Raw genomic sequence first — 12,568 nt, 5'->3', positions numbered from 1 at the left:
AATGTGAGGGCCTGAAATCCATGGGGCGGCTGCAACGGCGTATCGCCTTTATATGTCTTACTTTGGTGGGCGACGCCAACGCCCATAGCTGGTATTCGGGTAAGACTGATCCTGTTCTTAATCTCAAATGCTGCGACAATCATGATTGCCGTCCTATCGCGTCAAGCGATGTCAGATCTGCCAGACAGGGCTATTACGTCAAGCAACCCGAGCCTTACTCTCGGAACGATCCGCCTACAGGCGAGTGGTTCATTCCATGGAACCGCGTGCAGGCAGCGCCTGATGACCAGTACCATATCTGCGAAAATCTCTACCCGACATTTCGCGTAGGCGGATATCGAATGAGATGGACGTGCTTCTTTGCACCGCGAGCGACGGGTTCAATTTCAGACTGAGGCACTGGCCACAGTCGGGAGTTCCCTGCATGGCTGGAGAAGGCGCCGCAGTTTCGGAAGACGCCGGCCGTTGTCCGATTTTATCGATTTTCCAGTAATCGAACTTTAACCACCCCCATAAGGTTGTAGCGGGTTGTAACCACCCGTTTATCATGAAAGGCGCATGAGAGGCACGCGGGCCGCAAGGCGGCGGAAAATCGAGCAATTCCAGGGGTAGGGAATGCTTCTCAGGCAGTTTTGGCGCTCAAGGCGCGGCAATTTCTCGTTGATGCTGGCGGTGGGCGTGCCGGCCATGCTGGGCGCGGTGGCGTTTGCCACCGACGTCTCCACCCTGATGCGTGCAAAAAGCAATCTGCAGAACGCGCTGGACGCCGCGAACCTCGCCTCTTCGCATCTCGGCGACGCCGAGACGACACGCAATGATGCCTTCAACAGCTATTTCCAGGCCAATGTCGCCAGCCACGGTGAACTCTCCAACGCCAAGGCCACGCTCACCGTCGACAGGGGCGTCAACTTCGTCAAGACCAGGGCCACGGCCTCGGCCGACGTCAATCTCAACTTCGCGTTCCTGTTTGGCGCCGAAAAGCATATCAGCGTCGACGCTTCGGCGGTCGAATCGAACAATCAGCTCGAAGTGGTGCTGGTGCTCGACAACACTGGCTCGATGGCCGGCGCGCGTATCGCCGCGCTCCGGACGGCGACCAAGTCGCTGCTCGATTATCTCGAGGCGGTCAAGTCGCCGACCCGGTCCGTGCGGGCCTCGCTGGTGCCCTTCGTCACCGCCGTCGACGTCAACGGCCCCGAATTCGATCCGTCCTGGATCGATATGGACGGCAAGTCGTCCACCAACGGCGTCAACTTTCCGGTCATCGACGGCAAGCGGCCGAACCACATGGCGCTGTTCAAGCAGCTCGGACAGACGGGCGGCTGGAACAATACGGGCTGGAAGGGCTGCGTCGAGGCGCGGCCCGGCGCCTTGAACATTTCCGATACGCCGCCGGACCCGTCGAAGCCCGATACGTTGTTCGTGCCCTATTTCGCGCCGGACGACCCGGACGTCGCCAGGAAGCCGTCGGCCTCGTATGGCAATTCGTCGACCGGCTACAACAATTCCTATCTCAACGACACTATCGATAAGACCAAGCTGAACCAGAACATACTGGGCATAGATCTGAGCGGGCTGCTGACGGGCGTGCTCAACGCGCTGCTCAACGCGGATTTGACGACGATCGCCAAATACGTCGCCTCGACCGGCAAGGAAATCACCGAGGCCGGCAATCCGATCACCATCGGCCCGAACCGCGCCTGCCCGACGCCGATCATTCCGCTGACCGACGACTTCGACAAGCTTCGCCAGGCAGCGAGCCAGATGAGCGAATGGAACGGCTCCGGCACCAACGTGTCGGAGGGCTTGAGCTGGGGCCAACGAGTGCTGTCGCCGCAGCCACCCTACACCGACGCCGCCCCCTATAAGACGGCGGGCGTCACAAAGGTGGTGATGCTTCTGACCGATGGCGAGAACGTCGTCTACGGCGCATCGAACACGCCGCAAAAATCGGACTACACTTCCTATGGCTACCTCGCCAGCGGCCGTTTCGGTTCGAGCAACCAGACGGCGGCGGCGCGCAATGTCGACGGCTGGACCAAGGATGTCTGCACACAGCTGAAGAACCAGGGTGTGCAGATCTACACCATGGTGCTGCAGGCCGACACGGCGGCCAACCGTTCGCTCTACAGCGCCTGCGCTTCCGACCCGAGCGACTATTACGCCGTCGAGGACCCGGCCAAGCTGCCCAACGTCTTCCAGACCATCGCCAACAAGTTCTCCAGGCTGCAGCTCACCAACTGACGAGGGTGGGCGCCGCGGCACGGGAACGGTCGTATACCGATCGCTTCTGTGCGCCCGTCCGGCGAACAGAGCCAGACCTCCGCCGGACAGGTCGATGCTTTTGCCGGCGCCATCGGCACCGGAACGCCCTCCCGGCCGACAAGGCAAGTCGCGTCAGAGCCTGCGGAGCGCTTCAGCGGGGAGAAGGCGCGTGGCGCGCCAGGCAGGGTAGAGCGCGCCGAGCGGCCCGGCGATGAAGACGAAGATCAGCGCCTGCGCGATCGACCAGCCTGAAAAATAAGGGACGATTAGGCCCGCCGCGAACTTTGTCTTCGCCGCCAATTCCATGGCAAGGGCGCCGAGAATAATGCCGATGACGCCGCCGGCTGCGCTCATGAAAACGCCTTCGATGAGAATGAGCCGAAGAATCCGCCCCGGTGACCAGCCCAGTGCTGCGAGAACCCCAATCTCGAACGTCCGTTCGTTCACGGCCATCAGAAGTGTGTTGGCAACGGCGACAGAGGCCATCATCATGACAACCAGTGAAATTGTCCGGGCAATCGCCTGAAGCAGATCGAAGATGCGAATGCTGTTGGCAAACTGCTCGGTGTCGCCCACCTCGAACCCCGGTGCGGCTGCGATAAGCCGGGTGCGGGCAACAGCGATGTCGGTGTTGTCGAGCGGGCGCTTCAATCTCACCTCGAACAGAGTGAACACATCCTCCCGCGACAGGAGTTGCTGCAGCCCTTCGAGCGGAACGATGGCGCTGTTCTGGTTCAGCATGGACGAGAACGACGCGATGCCGACGATCTGATAGGGCTGGAACTGCAGCTCGACGGTTTCGCCGACCCGCTTGCCCAATGCGCTGGCAATGGATTGGCCAAGGACCACCGGCCACTGGTCCCCCGGCGCGGGGATTCGCCCCGCCACGAGGGGTACGCCTTTCCATAGGAAGCTGCCGCTCGGCCAGCCGGCCATCACGATATTCGCGTCCTCGTCGGCGGTGGTGATGTTGAGGAGAACGCCCGACACGGCCTCGACTTCAGGCACAGCGGAAAGCGCCGGGCCTAGCGACCTGGGCACGGTGCTGCTCACCAGGTTGAACGAGCTGCGCTGGCTTACCACCAGGTCCGCACCGTTCTCGTCGATTCCCGACGCAAACGATCGCTGGACGCCGGCGGTCAGGCCGGTAAGTGCGACAAACCCGGCGACCGCCAAAGCGATGCCGAGCACCGTGAGCAGGGTGCGAAGCGGACGCGCAATAAGACCGCGCAGGGGAAGTGTCAGCTCTGTCATGGCTTAGCGGATCCGCGAAGCCGGCGCAGGCGCCGACATCGCCGCCATTCGGCTGTCCGAACGGATGCGTCCATCCGAGATCTCGACGCGCCGGCCGCACAATGCGGCCACGTCCTCGTCATGGGTCACCACGATCACTGCGGTCCCGAATTCGCGATGCGCATCGCCGATGATGCCCATGACCGATTGGCCCGTCTGCACGTCGAGGCTTCCTGTCGGCTCGTCCGCAAGGAGAAGCTTCGGACGGTTGCCAAGCGCCCGCGCAATTGCAAGCCGCTGGCGTTCGCCGCCGGAAAGCTCGGCCGGCCGTAGCGTAGCGCGATCGGCAAGACCGAAATGCGCCAGCAGTTCCAGCGCGCGAACGCTGCGCTGCCGCGCTCCGCCGAGGTTTCCCAACAGCGCCACCTCGATGTTCTCGCGGGCCGACAAGGACTGGAGCAGGGAGAAATTCTGGAAAACGATACCGATCCTGCTGGCCCGGACGGCTGCCCAGGCAGCCCTTCCATTGACGGCCCGTCCTTCGAACCGGACTTCGCCGCGGGTCGGCCGGTCGAGCCCGCAGATAAGGTTCAGGATTGTGGACTTGCCGCTGCCACTGCGGCCGACAATGGCGACGGTCTCGTTGGTCCCGATGGCCAGCGACACATCCTCAACGGCGACAATGCGGCCGCCGTCGAAGTCGCGGCCGACGTTGCTCAATTCGACGAGGGCGGACATGAGCACCGGCGAGGAGTCATACTCGGCCTTTCCTGAGATCGGCGACAAGCGCGGGGATCGAGCCGCCATTGCCGGCGAGCAACTGGCCAATGCGATCCCGCTGCTGCACAGTCACCGAGCCGCCGTCGACAAAGACATCGCCGATGCACAATTGTCCGCGGCAGTGGCGCACACGCCAGTCCACGGAGGTCGGGCCGTGGAGCGGCCGGCGGAATTCGCTACGCACGAGGATGTCGCCGTTGGCCAGGGCCTTTGTGCCGAGCACGGTGAAACTCTTGTCCTGCGTCCGCTCGAGCTTGTCGGCCAGCCTGTGGGCGATGGCATAAAGCAGCGCATCGACCACGGCGGCGCGGTCGTCCGCACTGGCGCTGCGCCAATGCGCCCCGAGCACGGCTTGGGCGATCCCCTTTCCGTCGAAGGCAGCGGAGATCGAACGCAACTGCGCCTTGGCGGGTCCACCGTGCCCAAGCACAATCGCCGCCTGGCGCACGGTCTCAACCAGCTTGGCAGCATCGCTCTGCTCATCGGCAGATGCCGAAAGCGGTGGGGCGCAGATGGCGAGCAACAAAGGGACAACCAGCAGCCGCGCCAAAGCTGCCCAGCTTGTCTGCGACCATAGGCCTGCTGTCATCATCCCATGTCACCCAATGCGCGGTTGACTGTCAATATTGAGCGCGCATCCCCGAAGCTGGAAGCGAGCGGTTCGAGGCGGGCTACGCGCGCTTTCTGCCCTTCCGTCAGGTCGGGATGGCGGTTGCGCAGCTGTTTGCCAAACGTCGCGGCGACTTGCAGCATGCGCTCCTCGCAGCCGCGGGAAAATGGCAGGTCCAGTTCGCGGTAGATCCGCTTCATCTCGCCCATCGGGTCGGCAATGAGATCCTGTAGCCGCACCTCTGCGAAGTCGGCGGCTGGAATCCGGGCTCTATCTGCCAGATAGTGCATCTCCGTCGCGAGATAATCGCGCGTGATGATCTCCTCCTGCTCGTCCTCGGGCAGCGGCGACTGAAGGGCGAATGCCCGTTGCAATTCTCGCACCAGAAAGATGTTGGACCGGAATACCGCTTCCGGCGAACGGGAGATGTGGACAAACTTGGCGCCCGGGAACAGTTCCAGCAGGGTGCGGACGCGGGCCGTATGGCTCGGCGACTTGAGCAGAAGTCGCCGCCCGCCTGCGACGAGAGTGAGCTTTTGGACGAATGCGAATTGATGTGAGCGCCAGCGGCTCAGCTCGTCCGCCGAAAGCGCGTCGAGATCGTGATATCGATTGAAGAAGGCTTGCCGGCGGGGAAGCACGGCGCGTCCAGCCAGGATCGACATCCCACCCAGATTGTTCAATGCGAAGTCGTCCTCCGCCGGCAGCCTGGCGCCCACCGGCACGACCGCGTCGAGGCGCGTCAACGGCAGCAAGGGCACGAAAAGAGTGCGCAGGAGAGCCCAGCCAAGGACGAATGTCTGAGGCGCCAGGACCTGCGGCCAGCTCGGCGATCTCAAACTTGGGTCTGCTGCCAGCAGGTTCTGCAAAAACGTCGTCCCGGATCGGAAGTAACCAAGGACGAACACGGGCGCGTTGTCCCGCTCCATCCGGGGAGGCCGCAGCCGCAGCCATGCTGCAAGGATCAGGCGCTCCGGCAGGGAGGCGATCGTGTTGATGCCGGAAAGCAGAAGCAGGAGCACCAGGCGGGGCCAGTAAGCGGGAGGGAACTGGCCTTCCGCGCGCCACAAGACCCGCAATACGGCGTCAAGCGGCGCTACGCACATGAAGTGCGGATACGGCAAGTAGGGCACCAGCCAGCGGGCTGCGGAAGCACGGACGCGGTGCCGGATAGTGTTCGACTTCATCAGGCAGTCCGGAACATCATGGTCTCTGTCGTCAATCCGGGCCCGAACGCCATGCCGCAGCCGAGCAAGCCCGACGGCTCCTTCAGCATTTCGGCCATCACGAACATCACGGTTGCTGACGACATGTTGCCGTATCGCCGGAGCACTTCGCGCGATGCTGCTAGCGCGGTCGGCTCCAGTTTGAGTGCCCGCTCGACTGCGTCGAGCACCGAGCGGCCGCCAGGATGCACCGCCCACAAATCGATCTCCTTGGCGGGCCTGCCGCCGAGGATGGCCGGATGCTCGTTGCGCAGCGTCTCCCGGACGGCGCCGGGAACCTGGCCGGACAGCACCATGTCGAACCCGTCGTCGCGGATGTGCCAGCTCATCAGCTCCTTGCGCTCCGCCGCCACGATGGCGTGGAAGCTTTCGAGCAGGATGCCATGCGGTTCGGCCGTCACCAGCGAGGCCGCGCAACCGTCGCCCCATAGGCAGAACGAGATCAGCTTCTCGAGCTTCGTGGCTTCCTTGAAATGCAGCGTGCACAATTCGATGTTGACGACCAGCACGCGTGCGCTCGGATCCGAGCGCACGATGTGGCGTGAAAGCTTCAAGGCATTGATGGCGGCATGGCATCCCATGAAGCCGACGATGGTACGCTCGACCGACGTCGACAGGCCGCATCGCTGCACCAGCTCCAGGTCGATGCCAGGCGCCGAAAAGCCAGTGCAACTTGTCACGATCAAATGCGTGATCAGCGAGCGGTCGTCGTTGGCCAGAAGTTTGTCGACGGCCTTTTGCGCGAGTTCCGGCGCGGCGGCTTCGTACATCCGCATACGGATTGCGGTGCTGGCGAACGAGCCTTTGACCGAGGTGCCGTCGCGGTCTATTGCCCCGCCGTGCGGATCGTCGGCAGGCGCAAAGCAGGAATAGCGATGTTCGATCCCGGCCAAAGCGACCATCCGCTCGAAGAGCGCAAGGCCTTGCGCATCGTTTTCAAGCAGCGAGGCTCCATAGCCGAGGAAGAATTGATGCACGTCGTGTTCGGGGACACACGTGGCAATGCCATTCAGATACGCTTGAGGGGACAAGATAGCTCCGAGAATGAGCCCAATCGGGTCTCATAAGAGGTCTGCGTATTGGGGAAGCGTTCATAAGGTAAACGCCTGCATAGGGCATTTTATTGCGCGGCGCCGATATTTCTCATTAGCAAACTGTGATATCAGCCTCCGATCTTGCATGAAGGGACCGACCTTCGCTTCGCCATCCGGGTTGAGTTCACATGCGAGTTCCGCGATGAACAGTGCGCGCGGCCATGAAGGTACGACCGAATTCTATTGCCGGATTGCCCCGCCGAGGCCCTAGATTTCCGATCCAGCGCATGACCGACATAAACATCCGGCATCTAGAGCCAGAACTCCTTGACGGCCTTCCCGCCGATGATCCCCGTGCGATTGCATCCCGTCGCGACCTCGTTCGCATCAATGCATTGATGTTCCAGGCCAGGATCATGGCATCGCTGATGCGAGCGAACGTGCAAAAGCCACCGCTGCGCATCCTCGAAATAGGCGCCGGCGATGGAAAGTTCATGCTGACGGTGGCGCGGCTGATGGCGCGCTATTGGCCCGACGTCGAGATCGTCATGGTCGACAGGATCGGCCTGATAGGCGAGGACTTGCGCAACTCTTTCGCTGAATTGGGTTGGCGGGCGCAACCCGTAACTGCAGATCTGTTCGATTGGACACAGGACAGGCCCTTCGACCTTGTTTGCGCCAACCTTGTCCTCCATCACTTCGATGACATGCGCCTGCTGGAGCTATTTTCTCGGATCATGACGATGGCCCCAATACTCGTCGCGACGGAGCCATTGAGAGCCAAGGTGCCACTTGTGGCGACACGGTTCCTGCGATTGATCGGCGCTTGCGCAGTAACGCTGAACGATGCGGCGCAAAGTGTCCGCGCCGGTTTTCGCGGCACGGAACTTTCACAATTGTGGCAACTGTCAGGTGGAACGCCTGTGATGGAGGGCCGCAGAGGCCTGTTCACGCAAGGTTTTGTCGGTGGCAGCATGCACGACACGAAATGATGCATGACGCAATTGTCATCGGCGCCGGCCCTGCCGGCAGCTCCACCGCCATTGCGCTCGCCCAACGGGGTTGGTCGGTGGCAATGGTGGAGAAGGTGGTATTTCCTCGCCGAAAGGTCTGCGGCGAGTTTATGTCAGGCACCAGCCTTGCCTTGCTCGATCAGTTGGGCGTTGGCGAGAGCTGGCGCGCGGAAGCCGGCCCCGAAATACGTCGGGTCGGGTTCTTTTCGGGCGATGTCTCTGCGCAGGCCCGAATGCCGACCGCCAGGACGGGTCTTGGCCGCGCGCTCGGCCGCGATCGTCTGGACACCATCCTGCTGCAGGCCGCCGAACGTGCGGGCGTCGAAATTCTCCAACCTTGCAAGGCGGTCGCGGTTCGTCGGCGCGATGACTTGCAATTTGTGACTGTGGAGTCGGGCCAGCAACAGAAGGTCCTCAGCGCAGCTGTCATCATTGCCGCGCACGGATCCTGGGAAAGCGGGAAACTCCCGAGCCAGCTTGAAAGAACGAGCCAACCTTCCGACCTTTTCGGGTTCAAGGCGCATTTTACCGGCGCCGCGCTGGCGCCCGACCTGATGCCGCTGCTCGTATTCCCAGGCGGATATGGTGGGATGGTGACGGCGGACCATGGCCGGGTTTCAATCTCCTGCTGCATCCGCCGCGATGTTCTATCCGGGCTTCGCCAGCGCTTTGGAAATATTGCGGCGGCGGATGCGGTATCGCGCCATGTCCTGGCCTCATGCCGAGGCGTAGCAACTGTGCTGGCCGGTGCCGAATTGGATGGCCCCTGGCTGGCTGCGGGACCGATTCATCCCGGTATCCGGGCCGGCTACGATCAGGGCATCTTCCGCGTCGGCAACATCGCAGGTGAGTCGCATCCCGTCATCGCCGAGGGGATTTCGATGGCGCTGCAATCGGGCTGGCTGCTTGCGCGAGAGCTGATCGCATCGGGCAAAGGTCACGAGGACCGCGACGCCGCCGGTCATCGCTACGAACGCGAATGGCGGCGGCAATTCTCGACGCGTCTGCGTGCCGCGGCCTTGATTGCCCGGATAGCGCTTGGGCCAGGTGGCGCGACGGCCATGCGCGCCGTGATCAAGAGTTTTCCGGCGGCTTTGACGATTGGCGCGCGACTGAGTGGAAAGACCCAGCCCGTTCCAGGCTTTTGACGTCCAGATTGCGGCGGCGAAACCTTCCGAGGCTCCGGAATTGGAGCATCGCTTCCCGCCAATGGCCGGGATGGCTGTGATCAGCTTTGACCGCCTTCGCCTCAGCTCGTATGCGCGACCAGCTTGTCCACCGTCTCGGGGAAGAAGTCGGGCGCCGAGCGGCGCTTGCCGAACATCATGTCGTATTGGATGAGCCGGAAATCGTTGATCTTCGGGTCGATCTGCTTCTGCCTCGCCCAGTCCGGGGTGGCTTCGCCCGAGGGCGACAGGAGCAGGTTGCGGTCGACCACCCGGTAGTGTTCGCGCAGCGCGCCGAGGAAACCGGTGTAATAGGGGTGGGTGATGCCCGCGGTGGTCAGGATATGGTAGGGCAGGAAGGCCGGGCTTACCGAGCCCAGGTTCTGCACCGGACCGGAGCGGTTCGACCAGATGACCAGCGGCGTGTCGTGATGCTCGATCGCGGCGCCGGCGTTAGGTTCCCTGCGCGGCGCGACATTGTCCTTGAGATAGCCCGTCTCGACATAGACCGGTCCCAGCGGCGGCAGATGGTCGCCGAAGAAGGCGATGATCGTCGGCCGCTGGCGCGCCTTCGCCCAGTCGATCAGGCGCTTAAGGCCATGGTCGGCGTCGGCCGAGCCTTCGGCATAGGAGAGCAGCGATTCCCGCGCCCAGGAGCTGATCGGCGCATCGACCGAATGCGTCGGGTTGCTGTAGCGGTAAGGCTCGTAAGGCCCATGGTTCTGCAGGCTGACCGCAAAAAAGAACACCGGGTCGTCGCTGGCATCGGCCTCGCGGATGATCTCGTCGGTCATTGCCGCGTCGGAGGCAAGCGGGCCGCGCTTTTCCATCGACGGCAGCGTCTCTTCAGACTTGAAGTCCTTGAAGCCGAAATCGGCATAGACCGCGCCGCGGTTCCAGAACCAGTTGGTGCCAGGATGGATGGCACGCGCATAGTAACCTTCGCTCTTCAGGAAGGTGGCCAGCGACGGGGTCGGGGTGCGCACATATTGCTGATAGGGGATCGAGCCGGCCGGCAGGAAGGCGTTGGAAAAGCCGGTCAGCGCCTCGAACTCGATATTGGCGGTCATGCCGCCGAACTCAGGCGAGAACATCGAGCCGGAGCGCAAGGCGCGCACTGTCGGGATCGGGTCGGGCTTGATGGTGACGCCGGGCAACTGCGTCGGATCCCAGAAGGATTCGCTCATCACCACCACGATATCCGGCTTCTCGTCCGGCACCGAAGCGGCGACGTCGGGGCGCTGGATCGCGGCCATCGCCTTTTCGGTGTAGCCGGGCGGCGCCGAGACATGCGCCATCGGCACATTCATCGCGAAAGCCAGCGCAAAACCGTTGGAGGCGTAGTTTTCCTTCTGGTCCCACATGATCGGGATGATCTGCAGCCGGTCGCGCGTCCACGAGAAGGTGGCATAGTCCATGATCGAGACGAAGAAGGCGAGCAGCGGCACGGCAAGCGCCAGCCGCGCCAGGCGGCCTTTGCGGCTGAGGATCGGCACCCGCCTGCGCCAGGTCCGCCAGCCGTAGACAAGCAGCGTCAGCCCGCCGACGATGCCGACCGCCAGCATGACGGCCGTCCACGGCCGCTCGCGCACCAGAAGCGGCATCAGCGCCACGATCTGGCGGGCGAACAGGAAATCCGTCGGATAGAGCGGATCGCCGAGATAATGCGATTTCTGGTGGCCGACAAAAGCCAGCGCCAGCGTCAGCGGCGCCACGATCATCAGGCTCTGGTGACTGCGCCCGAGTATGGCGTCCAGCCCGACCAGCACCAGGGCGAAGACGATGATGGTGGTCCAGCCCGGCTTGAACGGCTGCAGGAAGAAATCGACCGTGCCGAAGAAATCGCCGCGCACGATCAACTCGATCGCGAATACGAGCAGGGCGGAGACGAGAAGCGTCGTCAGGCCGTAGCGTACAGTCGGCCAGGCCCGTCCCGGCAGGTAGCCGGTGGACGGATCGTCTTCCAAAAACTGCGGCACGGGCTTGGCCGCGCCTTTTCTGATCCTTGCCACTCTACTTCCCCCGGCCAACGCGACACGCCTTCCACGCCCGTCACGCTTCTGTCATCGAAATGTCACGCAAAGCTAGCGCCTGTGGCGGAAATAAGAAGAGCCAGCAAACTAAACGTGAGCGGTTTTCATCAGGTGTGATCGCCAAAAAGCCTTTCGGAACAGGGAGTCAGCTGGGTTTTCCGGCTGAAATGCTGGCTGAAGAGGCGCCGGCGGGCTTGACTTGGCTGTGCGCCTTGCGCCAGAGGCAGGGAAAAACCAGCCTCTGGAGAGACCCAAAATGGCCGTCGCATTCACCTTTCCGGGACAGGGCAGCCAGGCCGTCGGCATGGGCAGGGACCTCGCCGATCAATTCCTCGAAGCGCGCCGCGTCTTCGAGGAAGTGGACGCCGCGCTCGGCGAAAACCTGTCGAAACTCATCTGGGAAGGACCGGAAGAGACGCTGACGCTGACCGCCAACGCCCAGCCGGCGCTGATGGCGGTGTCGCTGGCGGCGATGCGGGCGCTTGAAGCGCGGGGCTTCTCGCTGAAGGACAAGGTGGCCTATGTGGCCGGTCATTCGCTGGGCGAATATTCCGCGCTTGCGGCGGCCGGCTTCGTTTCGGTCGGCGACGCCGCCAAGCTTTTGCGCACCCGCGGTAACGCCATGCAGGCTGCGGTGCCGGCCGGGGAGGGCGCCATGGCCGCCATCATCGGGCTGGAGCAGGTCGATGTCGAAGCGGCTTGCGCGGAAGCGGCCAAGGGCTCCGTCTGCCAGGTCGCCAACGACAATGGCGGCGGCCAACTGGTGATTTCGGGCGCCAGGGCGGCGGTCGAACTGGCGGCGAAGCTGTGCACCGAAAAGGGCGCCAAGCGGGCGCTGATGCTGCAGGTGTCCGCGCCTTTCCACTCGGCGCTGATGGCGCCGGCGGCAGATATCATGCGCGAGGTGCTGGCGGGTGTGGCGAAGCAGGCGCCGGTGGTTCCGGTCGTCTCCAACGTGACGGTGACGCGGACCAGCGACCCGGATGAGATCGCTCGCCGCCTGGTCGCGCAGGTGACCGGCCGCGTGCGCTGGCGCGAGACGGTGGAATGGTTCGGCGCCAACGGCGTCGCGACGCTTTACGAGGTCGGCGCCGGCAAGGTGCTGTCGGGCCTGGCGCGCCGCATCAACCGCGACATCGCCACCGGCGCCATCGGCACGGCGGCGGAAGTCGAGGCGGCACTGGCGGCGCTTGGCTAAGGATCGCTCG

At 63.2% G+C, this 12,568-nt stretch carries 10 protein-coding genes; 4 read left to right on the top strand and 6 right to left on the bottom strand.

All coding sequences use genetic code 11. From position 1 onward, the window contains the following. Nucleotides 1-615 precede the first annotated feature (615 nt). Nucleotides 616-2,244 (top strand): pilus assembly protein, encoded by a 1,629-nt coding sequence (locus FJ417_RS12820; protein ID WP_140783702.1) that lies wholly within the window; start codon nucleotides 616-618, stop codon nucleotides 2,242-2,244. A gap of 153 nt (nucleotides 2,245-2,397) precedes the next feature. Here FJ417_RS12820 and FJ417_RS12815 read toward each other — a convergent pair whose 3' ends face one another. Genes FJ417_RS12815 through FJ417_RS12795 form a run of 5 tightly spaced genes read right to left on the bottom strand, consistent with a single transcriptional unit; the run spans nucleotide 2,398 to nucleotide 7,091 of the window. After that, nucleotides 2,398-3,519, bottom strand: a complete 1,122-nt coding sequence (locus tag FJ417_RS12815; protein ID WP_140783701.1) for an ABC transporter permease — start codon at nucleotides 3,517-3,519, stop codon at nucleotides 2,398-2,400. A gap of 3 nt (nucleotides 3,520-3,522) precedes the next feature. After that, a complete protein-coding gene (locus tag FJ417_RS12810; RefSeq protein ID WP_140703156.1) occupies nucleotides 3,523-4,236 on the bottom strand; it encodes an ABC transporter ATP-binding protein in 714 nt (237 codons plus the stop codon). 16 nt (nucleotides 4,237-4,252) lie between these two features. Beyond that, nucleotides 4,253-4,828, bottom strand: coding sequence for an ABC transporter substrate-binding protein (locus FJ417_RS12805; protein WP_181175231.1), 576 nt, complete (start codon nucleotides 4,826-4,828; stop codon nucleotides 4,253-4,255). Between the two features lie 38 nt (nucleotides 4,829-4,866). Beyond that, complete coding sequence (locus FJ417_RS12800; protein WP_140783700.1) at nucleotides 4,867-6,075, bottom strand: sulfotransferase; 1,209 nt, start codon at nucleotides 6,073-6,075, stop codon at nucleotides 4,867-4,869. Then, a complete protein-coding gene (locus FJ417_RS12795) occupies nucleotides 6,075-7,091 on the bottom strand; it encodes a type III polyketide synthase (protein WP_226891925.1) in 1,017 nt (338 codons plus the stop codon). The genes FJ417_RS12800 and FJ417_RS12795 overlap by 1 nt, the downstream gene beginning before the upstream one ends. Before the next feature lie 344 nt (nucleotides 7,092-7,435). Here FJ417_RS12795 and FJ417_RS12790 point away from each other — a divergent pair, with 344 nt between their 5' ends. Further along, nucleotides 7,436-8,140 (top strand): class I SAM-dependent methyltransferase, encoded by a 705-nt coding sequence (locus tag FJ417_RS12790; RefSeq protein WP_140703163.1) that lies wholly within the window; start codon nucleotides 7,436-7,438, stop codon nucleotides 8,138-8,140. Continuing rightward, nucleotides 8,137-9,309 (top strand): NAD(P)/FAD-dependent oxidoreductase, encoded by a 1,173-nt coding sequence (locus tag FJ417_RS12785; protein ID WP_140783699.1) that lies wholly within the window; start codon nucleotides 8,137-8,139, stop codon nucleotides 9,307-9,309. Before FJ417_RS12790 ends, FJ417_RS12785 begins: the two co-directional genes overlap by 4 nt. 101 nt (nucleotides 9,310-9,410) lie before the next feature. Here the strand turns inward: FJ417_RS12785 and FJ417_RS12780 are convergent, their stop codons facing one another. Next, nucleotides 9,411-11,339 carry an LTA synthase family protein gene (locus FJ417_RS12780; protein ID WP_140783698.1) on the bottom strand — a complete coding sequence of 643 codons (1,929 nt, stop codon included), beginning with the start codon at nucleotides 11,337-11,339 and terminating at the stop codon, nucleotides 9,411-9,413. 277 nt (nucleotides 11,340-11,616) lie between these two features. Here FJ417_RS12780 and fabD point away from each other — a divergent pair, with 277 nt between their 5' ends. Beyond that, entirely contained in the window at nucleotides 11,617-12,558 is a 942-nt protein-coding gene (fabD, locus tag FJ417_RS12775; protein ID WP_140783697.1) for an ACP S-malonyltransferase, read from the top strand. Nucleotides 12,559-12,568 lie beyond the last annotated feature (10 nt).

The sequence above is a fragment of the Mesorhizobium sp. B3-1-7 genome (assembly GCF_006439385.1).
GTDB lineage: Bacteria > Pseudomonadota > Alphaproteobacteria > Rhizobiales > Rhizobiaceae > Mesorhizobium.
This window is presented reverse-complemented; position numbering and strand designations above follow the sequence as displayed.

Bases quoted from the DNA above. Each gene is read 5' to 3' on its own strand.
- FJ417_RS12820 (WP_140783702.1), top strand. From the start codon at position 616: ATGCTTCTCAGGCAGTTTTGGCGCTCAAGGCGCGGCAATTTCTCGTTG.
- FJ417_RS12815 (WP_140783701.1), bottom strand. From the start codon at position 3,519: ATGACAGAGCTGACACTTCCCCTGCGCGGTCTTATTGCGCGTCCGCTT.
- FJ417_RS12800 (WP_140783700.1), bottom strand. From the start codon at position 6,075: ATGAAGTCGAACACTATCCGGCACCGCGTCCGTGCTTCCGCAGCCCGC.
- FJ417_RS12810 (WP_140703156.1), bottom strand. From the start codon at position 4,236: ATGTCCGCCCTCGTCGAATTGAGCAACGTCGGCCGCGACTTCGACGGC.
- fabD (WP_140783697.1), top strand. From the start codon at position 11,617: ATGGCCGTCGCATTCACCTTTCCGGGACAGGGCAGCCAGGCCGTCGGC.
- FJ417_RS12785 (WP_140783699.1), top strand. From the start codon at position 8,137: ATGATGCATGACGCAATTGTCATCGGCGCCGGCCCTGCCGGCAGCTCC.
- FJ417_RS12790 (WP_140703163.1), top strand. From the start codon at position 7,436: ATGACCGACATAAACATCCGGCATCTAGAGCCAGAACTCCTTGACGGC.